Raw genomic sequence first — 19,871 nt, 5'->3', positions numbered from 1 at the left:
GAGAAAAAAACAATGGCATTAAAAAATGTAAAATATGTTCTTATAAATGAAAATAATGAACCTATTAAAAATGAAGATGGTAATTTAGATATTAAAACTTGCTGAAATTATTTTAGAAGATACTGCTGAAGTTGAAGAATTTAATGCAAGTAATTTAGAAAATAATAATCAGCAAATTAACGAACTACAAGCAAAAAATACTGAGTTAACTTCACAAATTGAACAACAAACAATTCAACTAAAACAAATTGAAGTAATTGATTTTATTAATTCTTCAACTGATAATGAAGATTTTAAAAATGTTTTATTAAAATCTTATAATATTACTGATGATATTGAAATCATTAAAACACAATTGCAAAATGTTTATGATGAATTAATTAAGGTACAAACAGTTAATACTGGGGGGCGTACCAAAAGTAGTAAACAAAGAAAACAATATTTTAGATACAGACAATGTATTTAATAAATAGAAAGAAGGAATAAAAATATGGATCCAAAAACAATTTTTGGCGATATTGCTAATCAAGCAACACAAAGAGACCGAGAAACATTTGAACAATGATATTTACAAACTTATCAACAAAAATTTAGTTGAGAAGCTTTATTTGCGTGAAAAGAAGCAAATAAATTTGGTTTAATATATAAAAGAAAGAAAAATATTAAATATAATGAAGGTTTGGGAAAAGATGGACAAGTATTTAATACCGATGATAATCTTCTAAAATATTCAACAGTAGAATTTGAAGATGGAGTTGTTGAATTAGATACAATTTTAACTTTTGCTCGTAAATTAGACCCTGTAGAAAATAATTTTAATCCTAATCTTTGGGCTGCCGATATTGAGCAAGCAATGGATACTGAGGTTGCTTATAAACGCAATAAAATTTTAGAAATTATTAATAAAGGAACAGTTACAACTATTCAAGGCAAAAAAGCAGATGATACAAATGCTTTACAAATTCATGATGAAATTATGGATAAAATATATGAAAACAGCTTTACTCCATCAGAAACAATTGTTTTAGGTTCGGCTGATTTTATTCGTGGAATTCGTAATAAATTACAGTTACAACTTGGAGCAAACGACCAAATAAATAGTGTAATCACAACAAGTGGAGCAATAAAAACTGTTAAAGGAACAACATACTATATGGTTCCTAAAAAATTACCAATTATTAATAAAGATGGTTCAGAAGGAACAATTGAATTATTACCAGATGGTGTTAATGCAATTACCTTTAAGTTTATCAAAAAATATGACCCTCTTATCTTACGTAAAAAAGATCATACTCCGTTAAGAGTTAGTGCTGCTGCGTTAGGTACTGGAATGGGTAATACTTTGATTATGGAAAGAGTTTTATATTTAGGTGGAGCAGTGGTTGAACCAAAAGGAATTATTAAACATATTGTTTCAAAAATTGATATTAGTAAAATTAATAAATTAGATAAACCAACTATTCATGTTGCAGACCCAACAAAAGCAACAGCCGAACAGTTAAAACCACAATTTAAAGATATTGTTTTAAAAGCAGTAAAAGCAGTAAATAGTTCTTTAACTGAAAGTGATTTTGATTACTTTATTGAAAGTAAAGGTGAAGATTGACCAATTAATATTACAAATGATAAAACTATTTCTGTTCAAATTGAAGGTAAAAACAACGCTACTGGTGAAACAAATCCGATTGATGTTAAAATTAAAAATTCTTAACAGTACTAAAAAATAGTACTTTTTCGTTTGATATATATGCCAATTGGAACATCTAAAACAGCCTTTATTTATGCTGTTAAAAAAAATCCAACTAGATTGACAATCCAACAACAAGAAAAAAGTTTTGGTTTACAGTTATTAGAATTTTTAGGAATTCAAGTTTTAGCTGTTGGTTTATCGGTTTTAACTGATGGTGTAGCATCTGCTGTTGGTTTAGGTGCTGGTTTATCTAATTTTGCCGCAGCATTTATCTCATTTGGAGTAGAAACAGCAACTGATTTTGCCGTAAATCAAATATACGATAAATTAACATCAGAAGTGACAGCAAAAAGTACCGCCTTAAATTTGTTACCAGCAATTGGTGGAATTGGTAAATTAACGCGTGCTGTTCGAACAACTAGAATTTTAAAATTAGCAAAAGAAACTAAACTACTTGAAAAATTAGGTGTAATAACTGCTAATAACTTAGAAGATGTTGTAAGGCAAGTTACAGGTAAAAAGATTTTATCTGATAAATTAATATTTGATTTTACAAAGCAGGCTAATAATGAAACTTTATTATATACAATTGGTAAATTAGCCCGAAATGATTTTTATAAAGGCTTTAAAGTTTTTAATTTAGAAACAATTAATAATTTATTAAAAATTGAGAAAAATATTCAAAAAATAAGTCCTACATTAGTTCAAAAAATACCACGCGTAAATGAAAAAAATGCTAATAAATGATTGTCTGAATATGGATTAAATATTGAGAAAATAAGCAAAATTGGTACTAATGAGTGATATAACATTATGACCAATCTTCATAAAAAAGGTGTTGGTAAAAACCTAATATTAAATGCTAATTTAATGCGGAGCAGTAAAATATATAATAATAAATTATTAAATATCTTGCATCAAACACCAATTAAATTAAATAAAGTTTTAAATCATTTAAACCCAAATTTTTATATTCAAAAAGTAACTAAAAAATTATTAGCCCCAATTGAAAAATAAATAATTACTATTAAACAAAAAGTAATTAATAAAATTACTGATAAAACTAAAAAAATATTATCTAAATTTGAAACTAAGGCTATTAAAAAGGGACAATTATTACCCTTTGCTTATGGCTCTGATGTTTTTTTTAGCAGTTAAAATTGTTCCATTATCAGTTGCGGGTGAAGTTGCTTTAACAATATATTATAAAAATCCTAAATATGCCCCAATTGTCGTTATGACAACTTTAATCAAAGCAGAACAATTTGTTTTATCCCCCAAACCTTTTAAATTCTATATGCATAGTGAATGATTTATTGGTTGGGGATTTTAAAAAACAAGTTTGTTTAATTTAGTTTCTTTTGCCCCACTTGCTTATCAACAAGTAGTAAAAGATAGTTTTAAAATATATCAAACAATTGCTAAAGTATTAAAATTACAAGAACAATTTAAAAATAACTTTAATAAAGATAAATTGTTAAATACGCTAGAAGATAGTGTGGTTACTAGTTTATTGGGTAATGGAGTAGCATTTCAAACATACAAGCAATTCAGAACAAAACAAGATTTAAACAAAACAATTAAAACAAAAACATTACTAAATAGTAAAAAATTTATATTAAAGAAAATATATTCTAAAAAAAGTAAATGATAAGGAGATGATTAAATGTTAAATGAATTATGACAAAATGTTACTTTGGAAAATTATAATAATTTTATTCCAATGACAGGTAAAATTACACAAATTCCAGTTCGTTATAATAAGTTCTTTAAAGGTGATGTAGAATTATGATTTAAAACATTTGCTTTAAGAGCCCAAAATATGATTAATTCTTACTTAAACTATCCATTTTCAAAATTAAAGTTTGAAACATTTAAAGACCCGTTATTAAAGAAAATTTGTATTAATATGGTGTTTATTACGATTGAGCATTGAACATTTAATCGTATTCCAATTGAGTTTTTTACTTCGGCAAATATGAGTGTTGGTGATATTAATTATTCTTCACAAAATGACCCTATGGCAACATGGCAAGGTCTATTGCCTACCTATGCAAAATCATTGGCTAATTTAACAACTTTAAAGAAAATGTTTCGTACTTTTCAAGAAGAAGGTATTGATTTAACAATGATTGATTTAGAAGCATATTATACTCAATTAGAAGTTGATGCTTTATTAGATAAACTTGTTATAGAAAAAAATAAAGATGAAAAACTTGCAAAAATAAAAGAAGAAATTTTAGATGAATTAAAAAAATCAATTGTTATACCAAAAGTTCCAGATTGAGAAATTGTTGATACTAGTGATTTTATAGTTGGTCAAACTGGATATAATATTCCTAATTTTGATAAAGAAAATTATATTTATAGAATATGAGCCTCAGGAAAAAATATCAAAGGAAATTTAAAAAGTCAAGGGATGTTGCAAACAAGGCATAGTTTTAAACAAACAATAGGTGTTATATATGATCAAATAGGTGTTAATAGTGCATGTTTAGTATTATCTATTAATCCTGATGGATTGATTAATATTGGAGTCAATGGTCCAGCAACATTTAGACCTTTGGGATTTGTGTTTATTGAAAGAAAAAAGGTAAATTAGAAAGGAGATGTTATTATGCCAAAAGTAGAAGTTAAAGATGTAATTATGTTTTTGAAAATATTTGGAGTTTCATCATTGTTTTTTATCGCAGGAATTATTATTTGTTTTATAGGAGAAAAAACATTAGGTATTTCTTGGCCAGCATATGTTATTGTTTCAGCAATGCTTATCAGAGCTGGAATTATAGTTTTAATTATTGAAACAATTAGATTTATCAAAACACATAACAAAAAACAAAAAGAAGATAGTATTGAAGATGTTATTAAAAAAGAAGAAACAAAATAAGGAGGTGTTATAAATGGGATTGTTGCCAGCAAAAAAGAAATTAAAAAAGAGTTATGATATTGATAGTTATTATCTTAATTTAGCATCAACGATTATTAATCGTAAAAATGTTACTGTTCAAAAACATAATGAGATTTTAGAAAAAAAGAATTTGTGAAGATAATGCTAATTTTTTAAATCTACGTGATTTAGAAATTAGCATTTATAATCCAATTAATAAACAGTATTTAGACACTAAATTAATTAATAAATTTTTAAAAATGCAGGACTTTACCAATAAGAATTGATATAACGAATATAAAATTAATAAGAATGGTAAAGGTGCATATTTTATTTTTACTAATAATTCAAAACTTAATTTTATTACTATTGATTTTTACAATGACCAATATGATGAATTAGGTAATTTAGTATCTTGTACTTTTGATTATGACCCTTATATTAAAAATGACCAGAGTATTTTTATTACTGAAAAATTAGAAATTGATTATGTAACTAAACAAGTAAAAGTTATTAGAAAGTTAAAAACACGATTATATAGTACTATTACCGACTTATATATTGATGATGCTAAATTAAATAACTATACAACTTTACAAAGAGAAGAAATATTACCACTTAATTTTATTCCAATTCAAATTATTCCTAATAACCCTAATTTTGAGCCTTCTGCTCGTTATGGTAAACAATTTGCTAGTATTTTAGATATTATTGCTGAAAAGATAATGTTAGATCCATTATTAAATAGTGGTAAATTTACTATTAATACTAATGGAGTTACTGGTGTGGTTGACCAAGAAATTAGTAAAATGCTGGCATCATTTATTGAAAATGACTTGTTATTAGTTGAAGGAGACCCTGATAGTAATTTTCAACCAGTAGACTATATTGCTGGTAATTTTAAAGGTGAGCAATTAACTAAAATATATGATTGATTATTAACAAATTACTATAAAATAAATCGACATCATGTTCCCGCCATTGCTAAGAGAGCACAACAAACTCAGGCAGAAGTTGCTGGTGTAAATATTCAAACAAACGCATCATACGAACAAATGATATATATTAGAGAAATTAAATTAACTGAATTTATTATTAAGTTAATTAAATATGATAATGCCATTTTAAACAGTAGAACATTCAATATTAAAAATATTGACGAGTTAATTGTTAATGTTCGCTTACCAGTAAATGCTACTTTAAACAGGCAATTAAAAAACAACGAAACTATTATCAATATGCCTAATGAAGAAGGAGAACAAGAATAATGTTAAAACCATCTGAAAAAATGTTAGCACAATTAGCAGAAAATGATGAACCAATTGACTATTCAATTGATAGTATTCCATTAGATTTTGCTAGTCAATCGCAGTACTGCGACCCTGATTTAGAACAATTATTTACTGAAGACCGTGCTAGAACCTTATATATTTATAAAATTAATAATCTTGTTAAGACAAAACAAAAACCAACCTTAAACTATTCTCAAAATAGCGTTAAAATAGGTTTTATTGACAAAGATGAATATATTAAAATAACTGGTTATGAAATTAGTGATTTTAATTTTAAATTAGAAATTCAACAAAATACCACAGTCCAAGATAATAGCACAAGTTACGTCATGATTGATGAAAAAGATATTTTAATTAATGATATTTCAAAACAAGACAAAGAATTTTTAGAAACATTAGACTTAAAAATAGTATCTATTAATGAACAAATTACAGAAGACAACAAAAATGAATGTTATATCATTGAAGAATATAAACGCCCCTATTCACCCGATGGTGTTGACATTATTAAATCTACGCATTTAGTTAAAATAACTGACTTTAAAAAATGAAAAAACCAAAATAGTATTCATTTAGTTTTACAAAAACCATTGCCTGAAGATACAGTATTTACTGGTATTGAAATTAAATATCCTAAATCTATGCTATTTGGAAATATTAAATGTTGAGGTAATATTAATGGTGTTTATTCTTATCCTTCATCAATAGTTGAAAATGCTAGTTTAGTACCGTTGCTATCTATGTTTATTGAAACAGAACCTAATTTAAGAGTATTTCAATATTGATTTATCGAAAGTTTTTTACCGTGGTTTATTGCAAAAATATATATTCAACCAGATGATATTTTAAGTTTAATAAAAAATAATGGTTTAGAAAAAGTTTTATTAAATTATTTAACTTATCATTATAATTATGATCGAAAATTTCAAGGTGCAAAATATGATGAAAAAGGAAATCCCACTAATAAAGCGGCTGAATTACGTCAAAAATTTGAAGGACAAAAACCAGAAGATGTTATTGATGGTTTATTTGAAAATTGAAAATTAGACAATCCAAGTGAATTACATAAAAGATATCTAAAAAGAATTAAACAAGTGATATACATGTTATCAAATTATACATATAGTAAATATGCAATAGAACAAATTAATATTAATAATTTACAATTATTTAATAAAAATAATGAAAAATTATCATTAATTACATTAGAAATATAAAAAGTTATTTAGATTTATAAATCTAAATAACTTTTTAATTTATTTTCAACATATATATTTGGTTCGCTATCATTATTTCAACGATAAACTGATTTAAAGTAAGAACCATTATCATCTGTTCAATGTATCACATATTTAACAAACCCTGAATCATTTGTAATATATAAATCTCTTCCCATACCTAAATCAGTTTTCTGCAATTGCCGATTATTAGAATTATCAATTTTAATAGTCATTTCATTATTTTTAAACTTAATAATACACCAATCAGCACTTTCATCAACACGCCACACAACAAAATATCATTTATTATCAATTTGATTAAATGGTTTTTCTTGATATGCTATTCATTCTAAAATACCATCTTTTGTTTTTATATTGTTTTTTTCTTTTAGTTCTTTCAATTTTTCTGGTGTATATTCTTGTGGTTTATTACAAGCAACTAAACTTGTGGTACTTGTTCCTACTAATGTAATTGCACCTAAAATACTTAATAATCTTTTCATTGTAGAATTTTCCTCCCTTTATCGTCATCATCATAACATATTATTTTATTTTTTTATAAATTATTATGATACTATTATCATAGTTAAAAAAAGAGAATGATCCTGATCATTATTCTTACTATAATTATATTACACATAATATTTTTTACAAGTAAGAGATAATAATGTTTTTATTCTTTAACTTTTGCAAGAAAGGATGTTACTTCTGGCATATAAAAAATGAGATATTGTTTGAGTTTATTAATTACATATTGATAAAATTAAAGATTTTTTAAATATTGAATTAAGTAATTTTTGAAAAGAAAATCCAATTATAATAGAAAAAATTTGGAATAATAGTAAAAAAATATTACTAACGATATGAAAAAAAATATAAATAAATTTTCTATATGAACTGAAAAAATTAATAAAATTGTAGAACAAAATAAATTAGAATTTAATAATAATTTAGAAATTGAAGAAAAAAATATTATTTTACTTGATTGTTATCATGAATTGTTTGAATTGTTAATACCACTTTTAGATATATCTAAAAATCAAATAAAATTATTACAAAAAATAATAATAAATGAAAAAAATATATACGATTTATTTTTTTAATTAATATGTATAAAGAAATTTCTTTAAATATTGAAATTTTAAAAAATAATGAATCTATTTATAGGCCATGTGTTATATTTCATAAATCCAGTGATTACTATTGAGTTATGCCCATTCATACAATTAAAGAAGATAAAAATAATTTTAATAGTAAATTTTATATTTTATTAAATAAAAAAAGTATTATTAAATGTTGTTCTTTTGAAAAAACTTACATAAGTTTAATTAAAGACAAAAAATAATAAATAATAAGGATAAAGTAGATAATTTAGATTTACAAAATAAAATTACAGAAAAGTTTAATTGATTTTTCTTAAAATAAAAACAGAGAGTATTTTATTCTCTGTTTTCCTTTCGGCCATTACTGGCATAACTTATAAAAGTTATCTATGTTTCCATAGATCCTATCCCTAGGATAATTTAATTATAACACTTTTTAATTAAATTGTTGATTATTTTTACGGTGATGTTAAGACGGTGTCGTAAAATTAAGAAAGGAAGATAAAATATGAGTTATGAAATCTTATTGATATTGAAGTTGGTGCTTGTTTTATGGGTATTTTAGGTTATAAAGGATTGGAACTTTTAATTAAGAAAGTAACTAAAAATAAACTTAAAGAGTCTACAAAAAAAGTAGTAGGACAAGAAACATTAGAGGCTATTCATTTAGGTTTAATTCAAACTGCTAATACTTTGGGTCTTGGTAATACAGAATGAGCACAAGTATTAGAAACAAATAAACCTATTAGTGAAGAAGAATTTAATCATATTGTTAAAGTACAAAGAGCAAAAACACCAATTTCTAAAAAAGATATTAAGTTATTTAATAAAACAATTAAAGTCTAAAAAAGACTTTTTTTGTTTATAATGGTGATGCCAAGAGGTGAAATAATGGCAGATATAACAAAATTAGAAAGTTTTAAATTAATAACATTAGAAGAGTTTAAAAATTGAGAGGGTTATGATAAATTAGTAGCACAATATAGTGATAAACTTTATAATAATGATATTTCAAATTATTTAATTGAGGGTATTTCAAGAGCAAGTTTACAATTAGATAGTATTTGTGGTTATCGTTTAGAAACTGAGTTTCCATTACTTGATCCAAATAGTGATAATCATAAAGAAAGAATTAAAAATGTTAAACTTGCTTGTTGTTTACAAACTCAATATTTAATAAGAACTGGAATTGAATATTCTAGTGGTGGTGAAAATAGTAGCGATGGTGTAGCAAGTTATACATATCCTAGTAATATGAAGATAGAATTTTCCCCTGATGTTATAAGTTTATTAGAACCAGCAAAGTTTTATAAATCACAAACTATAACTAAAATAAACCCTGATAATTATGGTTTTAAAAATGAATATCATACTTGATTTGGTTGCCCTGATATTAATCATAAAGATAGACCAATTATGTTAAGTGAAGCAGATGCTAAATATGTATGAAAAAATAGTATTTTTAGATCTAATACTTTATCTATTATTCCTTGGGCAGATACTGAAAAAAGTGGAATATGACAAATTGAAATATCACAAGAATTATTAGCAAAATATATTGATAATTATATAAAGAATGTTTCAATTAAAGTTTATAATAAATCAGTGGTATATAATTCTAATAATGAGTTATCTGTTCAATTTGATAATAAAACAATTATTAAAAATGATAATAATGAGATTGCAGTTTCTGATTTAAAACAAGATAAATTAATAAGTGGTGAAAATATTAAAACTATTAATGGTAATTCATTATTAGGTAGTGGTGATATATCTATTAGTAGTGGCAATGATCGAGAATTAATTAATTTTCCAGAGGCAAACGAAAAATTAACATTTAAAATTCCAGATTATGATTTAACAAAATATTACTATAAAATATCAATTTCAATAACAGACTATTCATCTGCTAATAAATTTGTAACATATTATTTTGAAACAATATCACAAAAATAATCTTTTTCATTTTTAGCAGATAATTCTTATAAAAGAATAACAATTAAGCAAGATGGCTCAATTTCAAATGATACAAATAATATTTCTATTAAAAATTTAACAATTAAAAGAAAATTAATAAATAATAGTGAATTAATGGCAGATGAATAGTCTGTTATTGAAATTGATATTTTATAGTAATATTTTGTTAAATCATAATCTGGAATTTTAAATGTTAATTTTTCGTTTGCCTCTGGAAAATTAATTAATTCTCGATCATTGCCACTACTAATAGATATATCACCACTACCTAATAATGAATTACCATTAATAGTTTTAATATTTTCACCACTTATTAATTTATCTTGTTTTAAATCAGAAACTGCAATCTCATTATTATCATTTTTAATAATTGTTTTATTATTAAATTGAACAGATAACTCATTATTAGAATTATATACCACTGATTTATTATAAACTTTAATTGAAACATTCTTTATATAATTATCAATATATTTTGCTAATAATTCTTGTGATATTTCAATTTGTCATATTCCACTTTTTTCAGTATCTGCCCAAGGAATAATAGATAAAGTATTAGATCTAAAAATACTATTTTTTCATACATATTTAGCATCTGCTTCACTTAACATAATTGGTCTATCTTTATGATTAATATCAGGGCAACCAAATCAAGTATGATATTCATTTTTAAAACCATAATTATCAGGGTTTATTTTAGTTATAGTTTGTGATTTATAAAACTTTGCTGGTTCTAATAAACTTATAACATCAGGGGAAAATTCTATCTTCATATTACTAGGATATGTATAACTTGCTACACCATCGCTACTATTTTCACCACCACTAGAATATTCAATTCCAGTTCTTATTAAATATTGAGTTTGTAAACAACAAGCAAGTTTAACATTTTTAATTCTTTCTTTATGATTATCACTATTTGGATCAAGTAATGGAAACTCAGTTTCTAAACGATAACCACAAATACTATCTAATTGTAAACTTGCTCTTGAAATACCCTCAATTAAATAATTTGAAATATCATTATTATAAAGTTTATCACTATATTGTGCTACTAATTTATCATAACCCTCTCAATTTTTAAACTCTTCTAATGTTATTAATTTAAAACTTTCTAATTTTGTTATATCTGCCATTATTTCACCTCTTGGCATCACCATTATAAACAAAAAAAGTCTTTTTTAGACTTTAATTGTTTTATTAAATAACTTAATATCTTTTTTAGAAATTGGTGTTTTTGCTCTTTGTACTTTAACAATATGATTAAATTCTTCTTCACTAATAGGTTTATTTGTTTCTAATACTTGTGCTCATTCTGTATTACCAAGACCCAAAGTATTAGCAGTTTGAATTAAACCTAAATGAATAGCCTCTAATGTTTCTTGTCCTACTACTTTTTTTGTAGACTCTTTAAGTTTATTTTTAGTTACTTTCTTAATTAAAAGTTCCAATCCTTTATAACCTAAAATACCCATAAAACAAGCACCAACTTCAATATCAATAAGATTTCATAACTCATATTTTATCTTCCTTTCTTAATTTTACGACACCGTCTTAACATCACCGTAAAAATAATCAACAATTTAATTAAAAAGTGTTATAATTAAATTATCCTAGGGATAGGATCTATGGAAACATAGATAACTTTTATAAGTTATGCCAGTAATGGCCGAAAGGAAAACAGAGAATAAAATACTCTCTGTTTTTATTTTAAGAAAAATCAATTAAACTTTTCTGTAATTTTATTTTGTAAATCTAAATTATCTACTTTATCCTTATTATTTATTATTTTTTGTCTTTAATTAAACTTATGTAAGTTTTTTCAAAAGAACAACATTTAATAATACTTTTTTTATTTAATAAAATATAAAATTTACTATTAAAATTATTTTTATCTTCTTTAATTGTATGAATGGGCATAACTCAATAGTAATCACTGGATTTATGAAATATAACACATGGCCTATAAATAGATTCATTATTTTTTAAAATTTCAATATTTAAAGAAATTTCTTTATACATATTAATTAAAAAAATAAATCGTATATATTTTTTTCATTTATTATTATTTTTTGTAATAATTTTATTTGATTTTTAGATATATCTAAAAGTGGTATTAACAATTCAAACAATTCATGATAACAATCAAGTAAAATAATATTTTTTTCTTCAATTTCTAAATTATTATTAAATTCTAATTTATTTTGTTCTACAATTTTATTAATTTTTTCAGTTCATATAGAAAATTTATTTATATTTTTTTTCATATCGTTAGTAATATTTTTTTACTATTATTCCAAATTTTTTCTATTATAATTGGATTTTCTTTTCAAAAATTACTTAATTCAATATTTAAAAAATCTTTAATTTTATCAATATGTAATTAATAAACTCAAACAATATCTCATTTTTTATATGCCAGAAGTAACATCCTTTCTTGCAAAAGTTAAAGAATAAAAACATTATTATCTCTTACTTGTAAAAAATATTATGTGTAATATAATTATAGTAAGAATAATGATCAGGATCATTCTCTTTTTTTAACTATGATAATAGTATCATAATAATTTATAAAAAAATAAAATAATATGTTATGATGATGACGATAAAGGGAGGAAAATTCTACAATGAAAAGATTATTAAGTATTTTAGGTGCAATTACATTAGTAGGAACAAGTACCACAAGTTTAGTTGCTTGTAATAAACCACAATATAGCGAAGATGAATTAAAAAAAGAAAAAGAAAAACATAAAATAGATACAAAAGACCAAACTATTAAAAACAATTTAAAATGAATGGCATCACAAGAAAAACCATTTGATAATGTTGATAATAAATATTATTATGTAGTGTGGCGTGGTAATAAAAATGATAGTTGAAGATTAATTAAATTTCAGAATAATCAACAAAATAAATTAAAAAATAAAGATGAATATGATAATTATAAACTTGCACTAGTTCAAGATTTAGATTGGAATAATACATTTGATTTAACTATCCAAAAAAATAATTTAAAATGATTTTTTTGGCATAAGGATATTCAATATTTTAAATCAGTATATCGTTGAAATTTATTAGATACACAAGAACCTAATTTAATTCTTGATGAGAATAATAATATAAAAGTTAATGGTGAATAAAAAAATAGGTATAAAAACCTATTTTTCTTTTAACCTAATATATGCACCTGCAATAGTATTAATTTCAAAATGTCCACTTGAATTCATACTAGTTAAATTACTGGCACCAATACCTCATAATTCATAATTAACTTTCATTTTTAATTTAACAGCTTGATTGTAAAATGAAATTTGTGTTCTAAAATGATAACCCGCTAGTTTACTTCATGGATATGCTTCTTCTTCTAAATTAACAAACAGACTATATCCACTTTCATTAATATTTTCTATTTTAATAATATGTTTTACTCCTAAGGGTTTATTAATTCACAATACAAGATAATAGCACAAGTTATGTAATGATTGATGAAAAAGATATTTTAATCAATGATATTTCAAAACAAGATAAAGAATTTTTAGAATCCTATGACTTAAAAATAGTTTCTATTAATGAACCAATTACCGAAAACAATAAAAATGAATGTTATATCATCGAAGAATACAAAAAACCATATTCAACAGATGGAATTAACATTATTAAATCTACTCATTTAGTTAAAATAACTGACTTTAAATGAAAAAATCAAAATAGCATTCATTTAGCATTACAAAAATCATTACCAGAAGATACAGTATTTACTGATATTGAGATTAAGTATCCTAAATCAATGTTATTTGGAAATATTAAATGTTGTGGAAATGTGAATGGTGTTTATTCTTATCCACAATCTATAGTTAAAAATGCTAGTTTAGTACTTTTACTATCAATGCCAATTGAAACAAACCCTAATTTAAGAGTATTTCAATATTGATTTACCGAAAGTTTTTTACCATGAAGTATTGCCCAAAACTATATTAAAGGTAAAGATATACTAGGTTTATTAGATGTTAAAGAATTAAATATTGTTTTATTAAATTATTTAACATATCGTTATAATTATGATAGAAAATTTAAAGGTGCAAAATATGATGAAAAAGGTAATCCCTCTAATAAAGATTTAAACAAATTATCTATATGTTATCAAATTATACATATAGTAAATACGGAATTAATAAAGGTTATAATGATGATATTAAATTATTTGCTCCTTATTATTTTGAATTAGTTTCAACTCCTAATAAAATAAAAGATGGTTATTGAAAATTTAAAGATTGTCAAGTACTATTAAATTCATCATATTTTGTTTTTTCTGGTGGACCTACTCCACCTAAAAATTATTGAAAAGAAGTTTATAAAAACCAAAAACCGTTTAATGAGAAAGTTAATAATAAACGGTATTTTATAATATATAAAGATAATTCTAATAATATAAAAATATCAAAAAGAATAAATAATAATTCAAATATCAATGTAGCATTACCATGGTCTCCAAGTTGAATAAAAGTTTATCGTTGAGATGGGACTGCTGAACCTAATTTACCTGAAATAGATAAAAATGGTAATATAACTAATTGAAATTTGTAAATTGTACTACGAAGTGTAGCATCCTACTTAATTTTATTATAACACCAATAAAATAAATGTTCAATATAATTTATTTTAAAAAAATTTAGTATTTTTGTTTTAAATTTATAAATTTTGGCACACTGAAAAATAAAATGATTAAAATTTTTATAGGTAATTATATTAAAAATTAAACATTTGTATAAAAACTTCTTTTGAAGATAGTCAATGTAAAGATTTTTTAAGTTTAGAGTTTATTATATTAGCAACTTCTTGATAAGAATTTCTTAAATAAATACTTAAATCAATTTCTTTGGAAAATCAATGTCTAAAATCACGAATTGCTCTTTCAACTTTGGGTTTTTGAGTTGGAGTTCCAGCATCACAAAAATATACTTTAGCATTTGTTATTTTTTAAATTTTTTCTCAATCAGCAAATTCTTTGCCTTGATCTGTTATTGTTCCTTTGCATCTATCTTTAAAAAATCTGTTAGAAAAAATTCGTTTTAATGCGTTTGTAACTTCTTTTGTTGTTTTTTCTTTTAATGGTTCAATAATTTTAAATTGGGTTAATTCTTCGATTAAAACTAAACAAACACTATTATTTTTGCCAACCATAGTATCTATTTGAAATCAACCAAATTCATTTTTACCATGTTTTGCTTCTTCAATAGTTCTAAAATTTCTTATTTTTCCACGGTTATCAATTCTATTTTTTGTTTTATATTTTCTACCATGAAAATACAAATTATCTTTCTTGAAATTTAAAAATCCCAAATGAATATATTTATATAAAGTTTTAAAACATACCGGAAATTTAATACCAAACTCTTTTTCATATTTTTTACAGATTTGTTCTGGTGAATCATGAAATTTTTTATATTTTTCATCTAGTCATTCTAAAATATTTAGCAATAATGATGATTTTTTAAAACATTTTTGTCGCTTTTGTAAATAATCTTCCTGTGCTAATTTAGCGTCATATTCATTATCTTTTAACCTTTTTATTTCTTGTCTAATTGTATTGCGATTTTTATGCAATATTTTTGCTATTTTAGATATATTGGATTTACCATTTTTTCTTTTTAAAGAATCAAGTTCTAATAAATCTTTTAACATTACTCTTTCTTTAAAAGTAAAATGATGCTTTGTTTTATCCATTTTAAAAAATCCTTTCTTTTATATACAAAGCTAATTATATAGTTTTTTGAGGTTTTGGGCGAGCGGTTGATTTTCTTAAATTTTTGTGATAATGTGATAAAATGACTTACAAGTTAAAAAAGATTTTGAGGTTCTTTCAAACAAATTTGGGAACCTTTATAAAATTCTTCGCTTAACGCTTAGAATTTTTCCCAAGTATTTCGAAAAGCGCGGCAAAAGTTTTTTTAAACTTTAAGGAATTTTTCACAAACTTATGAAAATTCCGCGAGCCCAGATTTAGTACAATATAATCAGAATAATAATCATTTGTATAATTTCCTTTCTAAAATATATTTAAAAGTGCTTATATATAATGTCAATAGATCTTGAAAAAAGTTTCAAGATAAAAGATAGGAAATTATAAAAAATGAAAAAATTACTTAGTTTATTAAGTGTATTAACAATTAGTGGAACTGCTGTACAAACAAAAATTGCCGCTAGTCCTTATCAAAAAGAAGAAACTAAATTAGAAAATAATGAAATTAGTTATTTACAAACAAATAATTTAAAAAATTTAAATAGAGTTAAAAGACAAGAAATAACATATCCAATATTAGAAGATGTGTTAATTGATTTAAGAAAAACTAGCATGAAAAAACCAATGGAATTTCAAATACATGATTGATGATGTGTTATTGCAATTTTAAAAAATATATTTAGTAATAATATTATTAATAATAAAGATCTTAAAGAAATAGAACAAGAAGAAATTGCAAGTTTTTTTAAAACAATGCAAATGATGGCGCTTCATTATCAAAGGTAATTGAAATATTAAACACAAACCCAATAATTCAGGAAAATTTGGGATTTAATTTAAAGAAAATTGATTTAACTCGATTATTTTGAAATAAATTAAATGAAATAGAAAAAGTAATGTGGATAAGACATTTAATATGGGAATCTCTTTCTAGACAATCTCCTATTATGTTTGGTGGTTTATTTGATGACGACGAATATGATGATGAAGGATGTGATAGCTCTTATCATGCTGCATTAATTGTTGGAATCAAACCAAATAAAGAAAATATACTTGAAGATACTTATTATGTTAGAGATCCATGAAAAGACAGTGAAGCTGAATTTATTCCAGGTCAAACTACAGAAATTTCAATGACGGGGAACAAATTTTTAATATTTTATTTAATCAAATAGAAAACGGTATCGTATTAATTCATGAAGATGTTTTTCAATTATTTTGTGAAAAAGCTATTAGTATTTTTTTATCAATTTGAGAAATGGCAGAACCAGAATTAATAGCAGCTATAGTATAGTAGAATTAAAATATGAAAAAAATATTAAGTCTTTTGGGAACAAATACTTTAATTAGAACAAATACAACAAATTTAGTTGCTTTTAATAAACCACAATATAGCGAAAAAGAATTAGCAGATTTAAAAGAAAAAAATAATATAAAAACAAAAAATGGTATTTTAGAATGAATAGCATATCAAGAAAAACCATTTAATCAAATTGATAATAAATAATATTTTGTTGTGTGGCGTGTTGATGAAAGTGCTGATTGGCGTATTATTAAGTTTAAAAATAATGAAATGACTATTAAAATTGATAATTCTAATAATCGGCAATTGCAAAAAACTGATTTAGGTATGGGAAGAGATTTATATATTACAAATGATTCAGGGTTTGTTAAATATGTGACACATTGAACAGATGATAATGGTTCTTACTTTAAATCAGTTTATCGTTGAAATAATGATAGCGAACCAAATATATATGTTGAAAATAAATTAAAAAGTTATTTAGATTTATAAATCTAAATAACTTTTTATATTTCTAATGTAATTAATGATAATTTTTCATTATTTTTATTAAATAATTTTAAATTATTAATATTAATTTGTTCTTTTGTGGGTGGATAGGAAAATATTAAACTATTTGATTTTTTTAAAAAATTAACAACTGCGATATTTGAATATGAGTTTTCATTTTCAATGCCATTTTTATACAAATATCATTCATTATCTTCGGTTAATTGTAAATATGTATTTCTGTCTTTTCCACTGACTTTAGTTCCGATAGAACAATTTTTGATTAATTCTAAGTTAATATCTTTTCCTTCAGTAATTTTTTCATTTATTTTTTCAATAAAAATATTTATATCATAATTCCCATAACATCATATGCCAGATATTTCGATTTGATTTAAATTAAATAGTTTTTCGTGTTTTAAAAAAGTTATTTTAATACTGTCCTCAACTAAATTTTTAGTTATACTCACTCAATTTGATTTAGAATAAAGTAATTTATTTCATTGAGAAAAATAGTTTAAATAATCTTTTATTTTGTCATTAGAAACAATTAAATTAGTTAAATATTTGCCATATTCACCATCAGATAGTTTAATTTCAGCAGGAATAAGAGAAGGTATATTATTTGTTTCTAATTCACTTGTTATGGATAATCAATTAAAGTAATTTGCTTCTAATTGATAAATATAGTTTTCTGAAATATCTTTGTTTTTAACAGTTACTTTAATTTCATCATTTTTATTAATATTATTTTGATTTTTTAAATTTCAATCTGTAATTTGTCCTGTTTTAGGTAAAATAAACGGTGTATTTGGTTCGCTATCATTATTTCAACGATAAACCTGATTTAAAGTAAGAACCATTATCATCTGTTCAATGTGTCACATATTTAACAAACCCTGAATCATTTGTAATATATAAATCTCTTCCCATACCTAAATCAGTTTTCTGCAATTGCCGATTATTAGAATTATCAATTTTAATAGTCATTTCATTATTTTTAAACTTAATAATACGCCAATCAGCATTTTTTTCACCACGCCACACAGCAAAATATCATTTATCATCTTTCTCATTAAATGGTTTGTCATTTGAATAAACCTCTTCTCAATAATTTATTGGTCTTGTTGGAATAGAACCACCAGTAAAATTAAAATATGATGAATTCAATTTAACTTTGTAATGTTCAAACTCTCAATATCCAGTTTCTACCTCTCTTGGATTAGATATTAATTCAAAATAATAAGGGACAAATAATTTAACATCATCATTATAGCCTTTATTAATTGCATATTTACTATATGTATAATTTGATAACATGTATATCACTTGTTTAATTCTTTTTAGATATCTTTTATGTAATTTACTTGGATTGTCTAATTTTCAATTTTCAAATAAACCATCAATAACATCTTCTGGTTTTTGTCCTTCAAATTTTTGACGTAATTCAGCCGCTTTATTAGTGGGATTTCCTTTTTTATCATATTTTGCACCTTGAAATTTTCGATTATAATTATAACGATAAGTTAAATAATTTAATAAAACTTTTTCTAAACCATTATTTTTTATTAAACTTAAAATATCATCTGGTTGAATATATATTTTTGCAATAAACCACGGTAAAAAACTTTCGGTAAATCAATATTGAAATACTCTTAAATTAGGTTTTGTTTCAATAGACATAGATAGCAACGGTACTAAATTAGCATTTTCAACTATTGATGAAGGATAAGAATAAACACCATTAATATTACCTCAACATTTAATATTTCCAAATAACATTGATTTAGGGTATTTAATCTCAATCCCAGTAAATACTGTATCTTCGGGTAATGATTTTTGTAATACTAAATGAATACTATTTTGGTTTTTTCATTTAAAATCAGTCACCTTAACTAAATGAGTAGATTTAATAATATCAACACCATCAGGTGAATAAGGTATTTTATATTTTTCGATAATATAACATTCATTTTTATTGTCTTCGGTAATTGGTTCATTAATAGATACTATTTTTAAGTAATAGGATTCTAAAAATTCTTTGTCTTTTTTTGAAATATCATTAATTAAAATATCTTTTTCTTCAATCATTACATAACTTGTGCTATTATCTTGGACTGTGGTATTTTGTTGAATTTGTAATTTAAAATTAAAATCACTAATTTCATAA

27 protein-coding genes and 1 pseudogene are annotated in these 19,871 nt (G+C 23.5%); 20 read left to right on the top strand and 8 right to left on the bottom strand.

The features are described 5' to 3' along the window. Positions 1-12 precede the first annotated feature (12 nt). From ACZ91P_RS02240 to ACZ91P_RS02195, 10 genes are all read left to right on the top strand, one after another. Positions 13-144 (top strand): hypothetical protein, encoded by a 132-nt coding sequence (locus tag ACZ91P_RS02240; protein WP_465157818.1) that lies wholly within the window; start codon positions 13-15, stop codon positions 142-144. 346 nt (positions 145-490) lie between these two features. Further along, on the top strand, positions 491-1,711 hold the full coding sequence (locus tag ACZ91P_RS02235; protein ID WP_465157817.1) for a hypothetical protein: 1,221 nt from the start codon (positions 491-493) through the stop codon (positions 1,709-1,711). Between the two features lie 36 nt (positions 1,712-1,747). Further along, positions 1,748-2,707, top strand: coding sequence for a hypothetical protein (locus ACZ91P_RS02230; protein ID WP_465157816.1), 960 nt, complete (start codon positions 1,748-1,750; stop codon positions 2,705-2,707). 121 nt (positions 2,708-2,828) lie between these two features. Then, positions 2,829-3,023 carry a hypothetical protein gene (locus ACZ91P_RS02225; protein ID WP_465157815.1) on the top strand — a complete coding sequence of 65 codons (195 nt, stop codon included), beginning with the start codon at positions 2,829-2,831 and terminating at the stop codon, positions 3,021-3,023. 9 nt (positions 3,024-3,032) lie between these two features. Beyond that, entirely contained in the window at positions 3,033-3,344 is a 312-nt protein-coding gene (locus tag ACZ91P_RS02220) for a hypothetical protein (RefSeq protein WP_465156371.1), read from the top strand. A 12-nt stretch (positions 3,345-3,356) separates the two neighbouring features. Then, positions 3,357-4,292: a hypothetical protein gene (locus tag ACZ91P_RS02215; RefSeq protein WP_465157814.1), complete on the top strand. Its 936-nt coding sequence runs from the start codon at positions 3,357-3,359 to the stop codon at positions 4,290-4,292. Positions 4,293-4,307: 15 nt separating this feature from the next. After that, positions 4,308-4,577, top strand: a complete 270-nt coding sequence (locus ACZ91P_RS02210) for a hypothetical protein (RefSeq protein ID WP_465156375.1) — start codon at positions 4,308-4,310, stop codon at positions 4,575-4,577. A 13-nt stretch (positions 4,578-4,590) separates the two neighbouring features. Beyond that, on the top strand, positions 4,591-4,740 hold the full coding sequence (locus ACZ91P_RS02205) for a hypothetical protein (protein ID WP_465157812.1): 150 nt from the start codon (positions 4,591-4,593) through the stop codon (positions 4,738-4,740). 97 nt (positions 4,741-4,837) lie between these two features. Continuing rightward, positions 4,838-5,845, top strand: coding sequence for a hypothetical protein (locus ACZ91P_RS02200; RefSeq protein WP_465157811.1), 1,008 nt, complete (start codon positions 4,838-4,840; stop codon positions 5,843-5,845). Continuing rightward, positions 5,845-7,086: a hypothetical protein gene (locus ACZ91P_RS02195; RefSeq protein WP_465157809.1), complete on the top strand. Its 1,242-nt coding sequence runs from the start codon at positions 5,845-5,847 to the stop codon at positions 7,084-7,086. The genes ACZ91P_RS02200 and ACZ91P_RS02195 overlap by 1 nt, the downstream gene beginning before the upstream one ends. Before the next feature lie 14 nt (positions 7,087-7,100). On the opposite strand, the gene ACZ91P_RS02190 is transcribed toward ACZ91P_RS02195, so the two are convergent. Beyond that, a complete protein-coding gene (locus ACZ91P_RS02190) occupies positions 7,101-7,592 on the bottom strand; it encodes a lipoprotein (RefSeq protein WP_465157808.1) in 492 nt (163 codons plus the stop codon). Positions 7,593-7,952: 360 nt separating this feature from the next. Between ACZ91P_RS02190 and ACZ91P_RS02185 the strand changes: the two genes are divergently transcribed. The 3 genes from ACZ91P_RS02185 to ACZ91P_RS02175 all read left to right on the top strand — a co-directional run bounded on the left by ACZ91P_RS02185 (position 7,953) and on the right by ACZ91P_RS02175 (position 10,148). Next, complete coding sequence (locus ACZ91P_RS02185; protein ID WP_465157804.1) at positions 7,953-8,192, top strand: hypothetical protein; 240 nt, start codon at positions 7,953-7,955, stop codon at positions 8,190-8,192. 552 nt (positions 8,193-8,744) lie between these two features. Next, a complete protein-coding gene (locus ACZ91P_RS02180) occupies positions 8,745-9,038 on the top strand; it encodes a hypothetical protein (RefSeq protein WP_465157805.1) in 294 nt (97 codons plus the stop codon). A 45-nt stretch (positions 9,039-9,083) separates the two neighbouring features. Further along, entirely contained in the window at positions 9,084-10,148 is a 1,065-nt protein-coding gene (locus ACZ91P_RS02175; RefSeq protein ID WP_465157807.1) for a hypothetical protein, read from the top strand. A gap of 26 nt (positions 10,149-10,174) precedes the next feature. Here ACZ91P_RS02175 and ACZ91P_RS02170 read toward each other — a convergent pair whose 3' ends face one another. From ACZ91P_RS02170 to ACZ91P_RS02160, 3 genes are all read right to left on the bottom strand, one after another. Continuing rightward, positions 10,175-11,305, bottom strand: a complete 1,131-nt coding sequence (locus tag ACZ91P_RS02170) for a hypothetical protein (RefSeq protein WP_465157806.1) — start codon at positions 11,303-11,305, stop codon at positions 10,175-10,177. Positions 11,306-11,350: 45 nt separating this feature from the next. After that, positions 11,351-11,644, bottom strand: coding sequence for a hypothetical protein (locus ACZ91P_RS02165; RefSeq protein WP_465157805.1), 294 nt, complete (start codon positions 11,642-11,644; stop codon positions 11,351-11,353). 552 nt (positions 11,645-12,196) lie between these two features. After that, entirely contained in the window at positions 12,197-12,436 is a 240-nt protein-coding gene (locus tag ACZ91P_RS02160) for a hypothetical protein (protein WP_465157804.1), read from the bottom strand. A 360-nt stretch (positions 12,437-12,796) separates the two neighbouring features. Here ACZ91P_RS02160 and ACZ91P_RS02155 point away from each other — a divergent pair, with 360 nt between their 5' ends. After that, the gene (locus tag ACZ91P_RS02155; protein ID WP_465157803.1) at positions 12,797-13,309 is read left to right on the top strand and encodes a lipoprotein; all 513 of its coding nucleotides are present in this window, start codon (positions 12,797-12,799) and stop codon (positions 13,307-13,309) included. A gap of 18 nt (positions 13,310-13,327) precedes the next feature. On the opposite strand, the gene ACZ91P_RS02150 is transcribed toward ACZ91P_RS02155, so the two are convergent. Continuing rightward, positions 13,328-13,621, bottom strand: coding sequence for a hypothetical protein (locus ACZ91P_RS02150; protein ID WP_465157801.1), 294 nt, complete (start codon positions 13,619-13,621; stop codon positions 13,328-13,330). A 26-nt stretch (positions 13,622-13,647) separates the two neighbouring features. Here ACZ91P_RS02150 and ACZ91P_RS02145 point away from each other — a divergent pair, with 26 nt between their 5' ends. Both ACZ91P_RS02145 and ACZ91P_RS02140 read left to right on the top strand, forming a co-directional pair. Continuing rightward, positions 13,648-14,394, top strand: a complete 747-nt coding sequence (locus tag ACZ91P_RS02145) for a hypothetical protein (RefSeq protein WP_465157800.1) — start codon at positions 13,648-13,650, stop codon at positions 14,392-14,394. Continuing rightward, a complete protein-coding gene (locus tag ACZ91P_RS02140; protein WP_465157799.1) occupies positions 14,304-14,753 on the top strand; it encodes a hypothetical protein in 450 nt (149 codons plus the stop codon). Before ACZ91P_RS02145 ends, ACZ91P_RS02140 begins: the two co-directional genes overlap by 91 nt. A gap of 162 nt (positions 14,754-14,915) precedes the next feature. Here ACZ91P_RS02140 and ACZ91P_RS02135 read toward each other — a convergent pair. Further along, positions 14,916-15,893 (bottom strand): annotated as a pseudogene (locus ACZ91P_RS02135) (IS30 family transposase). A gap of 406 nt (positions 15,894-16,299) precedes the next feature. Between ACZ91P_RS02135 and ACZ91P_RS02130 the strand changes: the two are divergent. The 4 genes from ACZ91P_RS02130 (at position 16,300) to ACZ91P_RS02115 (ending at position 17,704) form a co-directional block, all read left to right on the top strand. Further along, a complete protein-coding gene (locus ACZ91P_RS02130) occupies positions 16,300-16,695 on the top strand; it encodes a hypothetical protein (protein WP_465157798.1) in 396 nt (131 codons plus the stop codon). A gap of 38 nt (positions 16,696-16,733) precedes the next feature. Next, complete coding sequence (locus ACZ91P_RS02125) at positions 16,734-17,084, top strand: hypothetical protein (protein WP_465157797.1); 351 nt, start codon at positions 16,734-16,736, stop codon at positions 17,082-17,084. Between the two features lie 131 nt (positions 17,085-17,215). Next, positions 17,216-17,416 carry a hypothetical protein gene (locus ACZ91P_RS02120; protein ID WP_465157796.1) on the top strand — a complete coding sequence of 67 codons (201 nt, stop codon included), beginning with the start codon at positions 17,216-17,218 and terminating at the stop codon, positions 17,414-17,416. Positions 17,417-17,425: 9 nt separating this feature from the next. Beyond that, positions 17,426-17,704, top strand: coding sequence for a hypothetical protein (locus ACZ91P_RS02115; RefSeq protein ID WP_465156383.1), 279 nt, complete (start codon positions 17,426-17,428; stop codon positions 17,702-17,704). Between the two features lie 14 nt (positions 17,705-17,718). On the opposite strand, the gene ACZ91P_RS02110 is transcribed toward ACZ91P_RS02115, so the two are convergent. Both ACZ91P_RS02110 and ACZ91P_RS02105 read right to left on the bottom strand, forming a co-directional pair. Next, positions 17,719-18,564, bottom strand: a complete 846-nt coding sequence (locus tag ACZ91P_RS02110; protein ID WP_465157795.1) for a hypothetical protein — start codon at positions 18,562-18,564, stop codon at positions 17,719-17,721. Beyond that, positions 18,527-19,792, bottom strand: coding sequence for a hypothetical protein (locus ACZ91P_RS02105; protein ID WP_465157794.1), 1,266 nt, complete (start codon positions 19,790-19,792; stop codon positions 18,527-18,529). The genes ACZ91P_RS02110 and ACZ91P_RS02105 overlap by 38 nt, the downstream gene beginning before the upstream one ends. Between the last annotated feature and the right edge of the window lie 79 nt (positions 19,793-19,871).

It is taken from the genome of Spiroplasma endosymbiont of Halictus nicosiae (assembly GCF_978018445.1).
Note: the sequence above shows the minus strand (reverse complement) of the source record. Positions and strands in the feature narration are given on the sequence as shown.